Annotated in this window: 11 protein-coding genes and 1 pseudogene; 10 read left to right on the plus strand and 2 right to left on the minus strand. The window is 47.8% G+C overall.

Going from position 1 to position 11,468, the window contains the following annotated elements:
- On the plus strand, window positions 1–216 hold a 216-nt coding region (locus tag ACXLDX_RS07045; protein ID WP_457576486.1), incomplete at its 5' end, for a hypothetical protein.
- A gap of 10 nt (window positions 217–226) precedes the next feature.
- Here the strand turns inward: ACXLDX_RS07045 and folE2 are convergent.
- Window positions 227–964, minus strand: a complete 738-nt coding sequence (folE2, locus tag ACXLDX_RS07050) for a GTP cyclohydrolase FolE2 (RefSeq protein WP_457576487.1) — start codon at window positions 962–964, stop codon at window positions 227–229.
- A gap of 277 nt (window positions 965–1,241) precedes the next feature.
- On the opposite strand from folE2, the gene ACXLDX_RS07055 reads away from it, so the two are divergent.
- The 5 genes and pseudogenes from ACXLDX_RS07055 (at window position 1,242) to ACXLDX_RS07075 (ending at window position 5,769) form a co-directional block, all read left to right on the plus strand.
- On the plus strand, window positions 1,242–1,637 hold the full coding sequence (locus tag ACXLDX_RS07055) for an RNA-binding S4 domain-containing protein (protein WP_457576488.1): 396 nt from the start codon (window positions 1,242–1,244) through the stop codon (window positions 1,635–1,637).
- A 26-nt stretch (window positions 1,638–1,663) separates the two neighbouring features.
- Window positions 1,664–2,239: pseudogene (locus ACXLDX_RS07060) on the plus strand (IMP cyclohydrolase); the annotation flags it as partial.
- A gap of 47 nt (window positions 2,240–2,286) precedes the next feature.
- Window positions 2,287–2,868, plus strand: coding sequence for a formyltransferase family protein (locus tag ACXLDX_RS07065; RefSeq protein ID WP_457576489.1), 582 nt, complete (start codon window positions 2,287–2,289; stop codon window positions 2,866–2,868).
- A gap of 55 nt (window positions 2,869–2,923) precedes the next feature.
- On the plus strand, window positions 2,924–3,475 hold the full coding sequence (pyrR, locus tag ACXLDX_RS07070; RefSeq protein WP_457576490.1) for a bifunctional pyr operon transcriptional regulator/uracil phosphoribosyltransferase PyrR: 552 nt from the start codon (window positions 2,924–2,926) through the stop codon (window positions 3,473–3,475).
- Window positions 3,475–5,769, plus strand: coding sequence for a peptidase U32 family protein (locus ACXLDX_RS07075; RefSeq protein WP_457576491.1), 2,295 nt, complete (start codon window positions 3,475–3,477; stop codon window positions 5,767–5,769). Before pyrR ends, ACXLDX_RS07075 begins: the two co-directional genes overlap by 1 nt.
- Before the next feature lie 17 nt (window positions 5,770–5,786).
- Here the strand turns inward: ACXLDX_RS07075 and ACXLDX_RS07080 are convergent, their stop codons facing one another.
- A complete protein-coding gene (locus ACXLDX_RS07080; RefSeq protein ID WP_457576492.1) occupies window positions 5,787–6,881 on the minus strand; it encodes a cyclic nucleotide-binding domain-containing protein in 1,095 nt (364 codons plus the stop codon).
- A 534-nt stretch (window positions 6,882–7,415) separates the two neighbouring features.
- Between ACXLDX_RS07080 and rpsT the strand changes: the two genes are divergently transcribed.
- The 4 genes from rpsT (at window position 7,416) to trpD (ending at window position 11,234) form a co-directional block, all read left to right on the plus strand.
- A complete protein-coding gene (rpsT, locus tag ACXLDX_RS07085) occupies window positions 7,416–7,682 on the plus strand; it encodes a 30S ribosomal protein S20 (protein ID WP_228856444.1) in 267 nt (88 codons plus the stop codon).
- Window positions 7,683–8,040: 358 nt separating this feature from the next.
- A complete protein-coding gene (gene trpE, locus ACXLDX_RS07090) occupies window positions 8,041–9,549 on the plus strand; it encodes an anthranilate synthase component I (RefSeq protein ID WP_457576493.1) in 1,509 nt (502 codons plus the stop codon).
- A gap of 1 nt (window position 9,550) precedes the next feature.
- Window positions 9,551–10,165 carry an anthranilate synthase component II gene (locus ACXLDX_RS07095; protein WP_457576494.1) on the plus strand — a complete coding sequence of 205 codons (615 nt, stop codon included), beginning with the start codon at window positions 9,551–9,553 and terminating at the stop codon, window positions 10,163–10,165.
- Between the two features lie 13 nt (window positions 10,166–10,178).
- Window positions 10,179–11,234 (plus strand): anthranilate phosphoribosyltransferase, encoded by a 1,056-nt coding sequence (trpD, locus tag ACXLDX_RS07100; RefSeq protein ID WP_457576495.1) that lies wholly within the window; start codon window positions 10,179–10,181, stop codon window positions 11,232–11,234.
- The last annotated feature ends 234 nt before the right edge of the window (window positions 11,235–11,468 follow it).

The following is an 11,468-nucleotide window of genomic DNA, read 5'->3' on the forward strand; positions in this document are numbered from 1 at the left end:
ATTAAGGCACTTGCGCTGGAATTGTATCGTGCCCACAGAGTGGTGCATGAGACCAGGAGAACTTTGGAAAAAGCGTCTGCCGATGAGCAGGAAACATTGCAGAATAAACTTAAAAAAGCAGAAAATGAATACCGGATACTTCGAAATATGCTCGATGGAGAAAAAGAAACTGCTTCTTCAAGAAAGCGATTTTCTCGATTTTCCAGTTTTCAGTAAGCCTGGTTTTTCAGCGGACCTCGTCACTGTCAACATAGGCATAGGCGCTGTGTTTGTGAATGGATTCAAAACTTTCAACACCGGCTGAAAACCAGGTGATTTTCGGGTTTTCCAGGGCGGAGACAGCAACTTTTCTGACAACGTCTTCCACGAACATGGGGTTGTTAAAGGCTTTTTCCGTCACATATTTTTCATCCGGTCTTTTCAAAAGTGCGTACAATTCACATGAGGCGGATTCTTCAACCATTGTTATCAGGTCTTCGGCCCAGATGAAATTATTGAATTTCACATTGAGGGTAATTTCGGCCCGCTGGTTATGGGCACCGTCCTTGCTGATTTCCTTTGAACAGGGACAGAGTGTGGTGACAGGAACGGAGACACTTAAAATAAAGCCTTCGTCATCTCCGATACCCCCGGAGAAAGTGCAGCTGTATTCCATCAGGCTGTGGGTATTGCTTATGGGGGCTTTTTTCTTTATAAAATAGGGGAATGACATTTCCAGGCGCACACTTTTTGCCTGGAGCTTTTCCTTTACTTCTGAAAGAATGGATGAAAAACTGGTGACAGAGATTTCTCCAATGGATTCATTCAGGATAGACAGGAAAGTTTCCACACAGTTTTCCGTCTGTTCCTCTTCGAGCCGGGCCTGCATACAGATCGTCGCGATTGTATTTTGCAGGTTCCCGCTTTTTTCTTTTACCCGTACGGGGGTTTTTATATCTTTTAAACCGACAGTTTGAATGTGCATATCGCTGTCCCAGTATATAGTCCCTGAATTCGTGACGGTTTCGTGAATATTTTCAGGTAACAACATGAAAAGTTAATATAAATTCATTAAATACTCAAGGATTCAGGTAGTCTGTTGCAGATGCCGGTACGGCACTGTGTTAAAAAACGTTGTTCCGTTCCTGGTGATTAGTACCCTTTTTCATCATCTTCGACAACAGGCTTTTATTTTTCATCAAATATGTGTATTTTTGCAGTCTCCGGGAATCAAAAAAAAATCTTCATTTTTCTTCAATCCAATGAAAAAATCTCAACCGGATACGGTCAGACTGGACAAGTGGCTCTGGGCAGCCAGGTTTTTTAAAACACGCTCACTTGCCGCTAAAGCCGTGAACGGTGGCAGGGTCCATTTGAATGGAGCCAGAACCAAGGCCGCCAGGGCTGTGAAGATCGGGGACGATCTTTTTATTACCCGCGGTGAAATGGAATTCAGGGTGAAGGTCCTTGGCCTCTCTCTCTACAGGCGACCTGCAGCCGAGGCCCGTCTGCTCTATGAGGAATATGAGGAGAGTATCAAGGCGCGGGAGGAAAAAAGGGAAATGCGGCGAATGTTTCATGCCGGCTTTTCTTCACCATCGAAAAAGCCCGGCAAGCGTGATCGCAGGAAAATCAAGGAGTTTGTCAGAAAAGGATAGGTTCCGGACTCACAATGGAGAAGAATATGAAAAAAATAGAAAGGGCCCTGATCAGCCTCACGGACAAATCAGGAATTGAGGGTTTTGCAGCCGAACTCGCTGAATTGGGCATTGAACTGCTCTCCACGGGAGGAACAGCAAAAAAATTGCGGGACAGTGGGCTGGCTGTCATGGATGTTTCCGAGTTCACAGGTTTTCCCGAAATGCTCGACGGGCGGGTAAAAACTCTTCACCCCCTGGTGCATGGCGGTATTCTCAACCAGCGGGAAAACGGCGAACATCGGAAACAATGTGCTGAGCACGGGATTAAAAATATTGATATTATCGCCGTGAATCTCTATGCATTTGAAAAAACAGTGGCTGATCCGAACTGCAGCCTGGCTGATGCCATCGAAAATATTGACATTGGCGGTCCCACCATGCTGCGGGCGGCTGCCAAGAATTTCAATGATGTCACAGTCATTGTTGATCCTTCGGATTATTCCCTGGTGTTGCAGGAGATTAAAGAGAGCGGCAATACAACATTGAAGACAAGATTCATGCTTGCGGCCAAAGTCTTTGCGCTTACCTCCAGATATGATACGGCCATTTCAGAGTGGCTTGACAAGGTGGATGTTGAGAGTAACAGTTTCTTTTCCGGAGAATAATTATGCAGAAAATGGCGGTTCTGCTTTCGGGCAGCGGGCGGACACTCGACAATTTTCACAACCGCATTCAGGAGGGAAGCCTGGCTGGTGAAATTCAGGTGGTCTTATCCAATGTGAAGGATGTTCTTGGTCTGCAGAAGGCAGTCAATTACGGTTATCCGGCCTTTCATGCGGCGGATAATGATGAGATCAACAGGATTCTTGCCCAATATGAAATTGATATTATCTGCCTGGCCGGATACCTGAAACTGTACAGGCCGCCGGAAAAGCTGAAACGGGCTGTAATCAATATTCATCCCTCCCTTATCCCTTCCTTTTGCGGTGACGGTTATTACGGCAATATCGTTCACAGGGCTGTGAAGGCAAGGGGGTGCACGGTAAGCGGCTGCACGGTTCACTTTGCCGATGAAAATTATGACGAGGGACCAATCATCCTCCAGAAAACGGTTGAACTCGGCTATGATGATGATATTGACACCATCGCCACTACCGTTTTTGCAGCAGAATGTGAGGCCTTTCCGGAGGCGATAAACAGGGTGGATGAGATGGGCATTGATTTCTTCTGGGACAGGGTGGCCAGGTGAGCAATTACATTTCAGAGGTAATAAAATCATATAGTTGTTACCCCTGTGAGGAGTTATGGTGAGTTCTGAAAAAGAAATCAGGAAAAAAACAATACTGACGGAAAAAGACATTGATCTGGCCGTTCAGCGGATTGGTCTGCAGATTCTGGAAAGGAATCACAACTGCACATCACCGGCCCTTGTCGGCATCCATACCTGCGGTGTGAACCTGGCCCGTCGACTCCATGATTTTATTGAAAAACAGCGCAAAGTAACGGTCAGCTTCGGTACGCTGGACATTAATCTTTACCGGGATGACTGGAGCCTGATGAGCCAGAATCCAGTGGTTAAGACTACTGATATCAGCTTTGATGTGGATAATGCCGATATTATTCTGGTCGATGATGTGATTTTCACAGGTCGTACCATTCGTGCCGCCATGGACGCCATTATGGATTTCGGTCGTCCCAACAGTGTTCAACTTGCCGTACTGGTGGATCGGGGCGGTCGGGAACTGCCCATCCAGCCCGATTATACAGGTATGTGCGTCAGTGTCAGAAACAGGGAGAGAATTCAGGTCTCCTTCGCGGAGGCCGGTACTTTCTGCGAAGTATCCGTTGAAAGCTGATGGCCCGGATCGAACTTCTGGCACCCGCCGGAAACGAAGAGAATTTTCTTGCCGCCATGGATGCGGGAGCGGATGCCGTCTACGTGGGGGCGCCCGGATTTAATGCGCGAAATCTGGCAAGAGAATTACGGCTGGAAGAAATAGCGGCAATGATTTCTTACTGCCGCAGGCGGGGAAAAAAGCTCTATATAGCGGCAAACAGCCTTGTTCTTGAACGTGAACTGCCTGCTGTCATAAACAGCCTTGCCCTTCTTGAAGAACTGGAACCGGATGGCCTCATTGTCCAGGATCCCGGGATTGTCCATCTCGTCAGCCATTATTTTCCTGACCTTGCCCTCCACGCTTCAACCCTGATGACGGCCCATAATTCCGACAGTGTGAATTTTCTGTTCCAGCTCGGTTTCAGGCGGGTCGTGCTTGCCCGTGAGTTGACCTTAAAAGAGATTGCCACAATAGGTGAACGTTGTCCCGGAATGGAACTGGAGGTTTTTGTTCATGGTGCCATGTGTTTTTCCTATTCGGGGCTCTGTCTCTTTTCCTCTTACCTTGGGGGGAAAAGCGGGTTACGGGGGCGCTGTGTTCAACCCTGCCGCAGGTCGTACACCATATCGTCCAGCCGAGGGAGTGCAAAAAGCGGGAAGGGAGGGTATCTCTTTTCAATGAATGATCTGGCGGGGTTCGAGGCCCTGGAACCTTTGAAAAAAGCGGGGGTTGTTTCTTTCAAGATCGAAGGTCGGCTGCGTTCCGCCCGTTATGTTGATCATATTGTTCGGGCCTATCGGCTGGTGCTGGATGCCGGTCCCGTGGATATGGAAAAGGCACTGACTGAGGCGGTGAGACTGGCCCGGGAGGCCATGAGCAGAAAGACGAGTTCGGGATATTTCTTTTCTCCCCAGCCCGCCGGGGCAATAACTCCTTTTCATTCCGGCAATATGGGCACACATCTAGGTCGGTTTTCCACGATTAAAAAAGCAGGTGATGAGTCCATTTGTCGCTTTGTCCTGAAAAGCGCGCTGGCTGCCGGGGACCGGGTCCGTCTCCATTTTGAGCCTTCCGGTGAGCGTATCGCCTTTCGCCTGAAAAAACTCTTTGTTGCAGGAGAAGAAAAAAAAGAAGCGAAGGCAGGAGAAAGGGTTTCTCTGGCAGTGCCGGAAAAAGTTGCAGAAAGATTTATAAATAGGCATGGTCGGATTCTACGGCCCGGCCATAAAAACCCAATGAAAGTCCCGACTGCGGCGGTGCAATCTTCGGCTGCGGATTTTCAGATAAAACATGTAGATGTTTACAGGGTTGACGGTGGGGTGACGAAACGACTGGGAGCAGGACTTGATCCGGTAAAAGCGGCAGAAAACCTGGCCTATATTTCTGGGAGGATAAAGGGAAATGTTACTGTCATTTCGAGGGAATCCTGTGCGCCGGAAGGGGGAAAACAGGTGCAGTCCGGGCAGCGAAGGTTTTCTGCCGGGCGCTCTGCCGGACAGGTGCCTCTGGAATGGTGGCTCAAGACTGATTCCATTAAATCTGTCCAGTACAGACTGCCGTTTTCTCCTGATCGCCTTCTGCTCTGTTTTGAAAAGTCACTGATTTCCCAGGCTGGAATGGTCAAACGATACCTGGGCAGAGGGGCAAAAAAGGTCATCTGGGCCCTGCCGCCCCTTGTCATGGAAAACGATCTGGCGAGGGTAAAAAAGCAGATCAGACTGCTCGTCCGTTCCGGGTTCAGAAGCTTTCAGCTCGGGCACAGCAGTCAGCTCAGTCTGTTTAAAAACGAGAAGGTTCGGCTTTTTGCTGATTACACACTCAATCTGATGAATAACCGGGCTCTCTTCTTTGCTGAAGAAATCGGTTTTGACGGGGTGCAGCTGGCAATAGAAATGGATAAATCATCCCTGTCTGAAGCTGTAGCTGGTTACAGGGAGTTGCGAAAACGGGAATGGCTCGGTGAGAAAAACGTCCATCTCTCCCTGGGATTAACGGTGTACGGTGCACCGGCCCTCTATACTTCGCGCCTGACTGTAAAGCAGTCTCAGGCAGAGAAACCGCTGGTCAGCCCCAGGAAAGAGCCTTTTGTTATCAGAAAAAAAGAGGGTTTCAGTCAGACATTCCCGCAAAAGCCGTTTTCCCTGCTGCCATGGCTCGGCGAACTGAAAGAGTTGGGGCTTGACTATGTGGTGGTGGATACCTGTGGCGGAAGATTCAATAAAAAAGAGCAGCAGGAACTGAAGGAAAGGTTGGCGGGAAGCGGCCGCTACTCCAGACTCTCTACCTTCAATTATTTCGGCAGGCTCGACTGAAGACCACCCTGAAAAGATCAGTTAGTGCGCTTTTCCCTTCCCTCGTCCAGTCTGCGCATACCCTCCATCAGCAGTTTCATGAAAAAACCGATTTCCGGGGTGCTGAAATCTTCCGGCGGAATACCGGGAGTGAACCTGAATCGTCCTGATTTTTCCTTTAGAATCTGATAGAAAGCCAAGTCACCTTCATATTTGCCATATTTGGCTTTGATGAGGGATCCCTGTCTGAAAGAGAACCTGGCGGTGCCGCCGGCCAGCTCGTTAATGGTGAGGATACCGGTTTTGTTGTTCATATTGAGTGTCTGAAAGAGAGCCTCGGGTGGAATCTCTGTGAGATTACCGATCATGCCGGAGGCAAGATCTTCGGCGCGAACCTTGTTGGAGCGGTTCAGCCTCTGGGCCATCAACCGGGAAAAATAAAGCTGGATCGCCGGATAATAATCGAGAATTTTATTGAAGTTCGGCTGGTCAATATAGAGGATTTTCGTCGGTTCCTTCACCTGGATTGTGGCGTTGATATTGTCATTGCAGATCAGGCTCATTTCTCCGAAGACATCACCCTTGTCAAGGGTTGATATAATGATTCCGGCATCGTTCAGGACGTTGACACTTCCTGAAACAATAATATAAAACCGTCCCCCCGGATCACCTTTGCGGATGACGATTTCACTGGTGTCGTAACTGTTGAGCCTGAAAAAACTGAGAACCGTATCCAGGTGTTTATCGTCAATATTTTTGAAAAAGGCGAAATCGCTCAATACATGGATCATGGACGCCAGTTCATTGGAATAGGTGTCAGTATGGTTGAACAGTTTTTCTTTCCTGCTGTGTTCCAGTCTGATGGAACCGGTACAGCCGCTGCAGCTGATCATGCAGAACGGGATCTTGTCTCCACGTTCGTACTGGACAAGGATTTTTCCAAGGTCTCCATTGAGAATCTTGCAGACCTTCTTGTCTGGAGGATACTTGACGATGGAGGTTGTGATAAAGCTGTTTTCAGAGTTGTTGGTGAGAGGAATTGCGATTCCTGTGAGCTCGAAGGAATCATCAAATTTATACAGGGGACACCTGCGATTTTCGACGATCCTGAATATTACCTTGGGAAAACCCATAAAATGCCTTTATATTTATATGAAAATCCGCGGTTGAGGGTTGTGCTTCCTCAGTTGGGATTTTCATTCGTTTTTTGTGATGGTGCCATACACAGTTCAGAAGCTATATCATCATCGAGTTGCTATTCCTGTGAGGAGTTACATGCCGGTTTATTCCTGAACAGGTGATCAGATTTCTATAAAAGGATAGCTTATCGTAACAGGCTGTGTCAAATGACCGGGAATCTTTTTCAGCCCCTGATACTGCAAGAATTTTGTAACCCAGGGAAACTTAATTCCTCACAGGATCGATGTGAAATACAATATAGGTTGACTTTATCTTTTTTCTGCATTATAAATTTTTTTCTTGCGAAATTGATTTCAAACCGGTATGAAAAGCGTCTGCATGTTCCGGTTGATTTGTTGATAAAGGCATGCATCAACAACAATACGCAATGAAGATTCGACTGTAACGGAACGGCCTTCGGTAGTGGGGTCTATAGATAGACATATTATATCGAAAGGATATGAGTTCAAAATATAAGGAGTAAATTCGTGGCTAATCATAAATCTGCTGAAAAAAGAAATCGTCAATCCCAGGTTCGTCGTTTGCGCAACAAGAGCAACAGGAGCAGGATGAAAACTGCAATTCGCAAAATTGATGAGGCTGTAGTTGCCGGTTCAGCCGATGAAGCCCGCGAGGCCCTCAAGCAGGCGATCCCGGTAATTGCAAAGACCGCTTCCAAGGGTACCATTCATAAGAAAACCGCATCGCGAAAAATTTCACGTTTGACAAAACGGGTAAACCAGATGACTGCTTAACCTGTTTTTACTTTTCATTAAAAAAGGCCATGGAATCATTGATTTCATGGCCTTTTTTGTTTTTTATTTTTTTCATTCCTTAATTTTTTCCTCACTGAAATAAAGAAAAAGGATTCATTTTCTGAAAAATAGTTTATTGTCTGTTCTTATGCATAGAAACATGTGGCCGGATTTCCCTCCTGATGGTGAGGAAAAAGGCGAGGGCAGGAAAGTGAAAAGAGGCGATTACGGTGCAGTGGTAATAAAATCATATCTGATCACCCATGAAACTCAGTCAGTTTGGGGATGCGTCTGCCTTGTCAGGCTGACTTTTGTTCGTAAATAAAAAAACATATATAAGCCCGGTGAGTAGGTAGTTATGGAAATGGATTATAAAAATTTTTATCCAGGAATATCCGAAGTCAGGTCGGCAATGACCACCTCGAAACTGGTGCCGGTCTGCACCAGGATTGTGGCCGACCTGGATACGCCTCTGACGCTTTTTGCCAAGGTTGTTGCGGATCATCGACATATTTTCCTTTTTGAAAGCATGGAGGGGGGAGAAAAATGGGGAAGGTTCTCCTTTATCGGTTTTGATCCTCTGGTTCTCTTTTCTTCCAGCGGAGACGATATCAATATCAGTAGAATCAAGGATGGGATTTGTGACGAAAGGAGCTTCAGAGGGAATCCCGTGGCGGCGTTAAAGGAGCTGATTGATGATCTGGCTGTACCGGAATATGAAATGCTGCCCCGGTTCTGTGGAGGTGCGGTTGGGTTTTTGGGATATGATATGGTCCGTTTCATGGAGGACCTTCCAGATGAGCGCTCTTCTCTGGATCTGCCGGATTCCGCTTTTATAATCCCGGGAACTGTGCTCGTTTACGATAATCTGAAACAGACGGTAACAGTTGTTCGCTGGATCTGGAGTGACGAAGAAAGGGTTGAGCTGCTTTACCGGGAAGCCTGCGAGAGCCTGCGCGGAGTGATAGATGTGATCCATAAACCTGTGCCGTCAGCATTTTCTCAACAAAGCAGTAAAGGACTATCAACTTCCCATGTTTTCAAACCAAATATGGAAAAGGAGCAGTTCTGCCGGATGGTGGAACGGGCAAAGGAATATATTCGGGCGGGCGATATTATTCAGGTAGTTCTTTCCCAACGGTTTCATACCACAACGGAATTATCTCCCCTTGTTCTTTACCGGGCCTTGAGGCATATCAATCCCAGTCCATATCTTTTTTACCTGCAGCTTGACGATATCATTCAGATCGGTTCTTCCCCGGAGATTCTTGTGAGAAAAGAGGGGAATAATATAGAGCTGCGACCCATTGCCGGTACACGGCCGAGGGGTGAGAATCTTGAAGAGGATGCGGTCCTGGAAAAAGAGCTGCTTGCCGATCCCAAGGAGACAGCCGAGCACCTGATGCTTGTGGATCTCGGTCGTAATGATGTGGGCAGGGTTGCGGAAGGGGGGCAGGTGGAGGTGCAGGATCTGCTGGTGATTGAGCGTTACAGCCATGTGATGCACATTGTTTCCGGCATCCATGGTAAAATCGCGGAAGGAAGAGATCAGTTTGATGTGATGACAGCTTGTTTTCCGGCGGGAACAGTGAGCGGTGCCCCGAAAATTCGGGCCATGCAGATCATCGATGAACTGGAGCCGGAAAAACGTGGTGCCTATGCCGGGTCAGTCGGCTATTTTGGTTTCACCGGGAATATGGATTTCTGTATTACCATCAGGACTTTTGTCATGCGCGGAAAAGATCTATGGGTTCAGGCAGGAGCGGGAATCGTTGCTGATTCTGATCCGGAAAAAGAGTTTGAGGAGACAATCAATAAATCGCTGGGGCTGCGTCGCGCAGTGGAACTTGCCGAGAAGGGTTTTTAAAATGCTTGTTATTATAGATAATTATGATTCGTTCACCTATAACATCGTCCAGACAGTCGCGGTAAATGGATTTCAGGAAGGGCGCGCGGAAGACATTCGGGTTTTTCGCAATGACCGGATCACGGTAGAGGAAATTGAACAGCTGCAACCGGCACGGATATTGGTCTCCCCTGGGCCGTGTACGCCAAAAGAGGCTGGGATTTCCATGGAGGCTATCCGTTATTTTGCCGGAAAAATTCCGGTTCTCGGGGTTTGTCTTGGTCATCAGTCCATGGGGGAGGCTTTTGGTGGTACGGTTGTCAGGGCCAGGAGGATAATGCATGGAAAAACCAGCCCAATGTATCATGACGGTAAAGGGGTTTTTACAGGCCTGCCCAATCCCTTTGAAGGAATGCGTTACCATTCTCTTATTGTGGAGGAGAGTGATCTGCCCGACTGTTTTGAGGTGACCTGCAGGACGGATGAAGGAGAACTGATGGGCATCAGGCACCGGGAAATGCTGCTGGAGGGAGTGCAGTTTCATCCCGAATCAATAATGACACCGGACGGTGTAAGCCTGCTGAGGAATTTCATGAGCAGAAATTATCCGGAAATGTATAATTCTGCACAAAAATAAAAAAAAGAAAAAAATGTCAAAATATAATATGGATATCAGAAAAGCGATTGACAGGGTGGTTGGCAGGCAGGATCTGAAGGAAGAGGAAATGGTTATCGCCATGACGGAAATCATGGAAGGCAGCGCCACTCCCGCGCAGATTGGGGCCTTTATAACAGCCCTGCGCATGAAAGGAGAGACAATAGAGGAAATTGTGGGGGCGGTCAAGGTGATGCGGGCCAAGGCAACTTTTGTCGACTCCGGTGTGGATCTGTCAAATGGTGAGATTTTAATGGACATTGTCGGGACCGGAGGTGACGGTTCCGGAACCTTCAATGTTTCCACAACCACCGCTTTTGTGGTCGCTGCTGCAGAAATACCAGTTGCAAAACACGGCAATCGGGCCATCTCATCAAATTGCGGCAGTGCTGATGTCCTTGAAGCCCTGGGGGTTAATCTTTCCCTGTCTGCTGAGCAGATTTCAGACTGCGTGCAGACTGTCGGGATCGGTTTTCTTTTTGCACCGATGCTCCACGGGGCAATGAAATATGCCATCGGGCCCAGACGCGAGATTGGTATCCGTTCAATTTTTAATATTCTGGGACCCATGACCAACCCGGCCGGGGCCAATGTCCAGCTCACCGGTGTTTTTGCAAAGGAACTGACAACCGTCATGGCAGAGGTGCTGGTCCGTCTTGGCATGAAAAGGACGCTTGTGGTCTGGGGAGAAGGTAATCTGGATGAATTGACTCTCACCGGGAAGTCATACATTGCTGATGGCAGTAATGGAAAAGTGACAAATTATACTATTACACCGGAAGAGGTCGGGTTGCAGCGGGCAGCTCTAGAAGACATCCGGGGTGGATCTACCCCCCAGGAGGCGGCTGAGCAAGTGCGTGATGTCCTGGGAGGTGTTGCAGGGGCAAAACTCGATATGGTTCTGCTCAACGGCGGGGCGGCCCTGATGGTCGCAGGCAAGGTAAAAAACCTGAATGATGGTGTTGCCATGGCACGCGAACTCATAGATTCCGGCGCAGCCAAGGAAAAGCTGGATCAACTTGTACATTATTCAGAAAAGATCACTTCATGATTTAAATATAGACAAACCGGCCCGAACTCTGGCGGCCGGTTTCTCCTCTTCAGTTGTCCTCTGTATAGTTCAAGTATTTCTTTACCAGCTGGTATCATTACCTGTTTAAACGGGTCCTTCTCTGGAAATTGTTTGGCGTATTTCTACGCTATTGATTGTTCTGTTACTCAATAATCAGCTTGATTTAGAAGCAAGATCCGGTTATGAATTTTGTCAGGCAAGAGCGTGTTTTTT

Source organism: Desulfomarina sp., assembly GCF_054039375.1.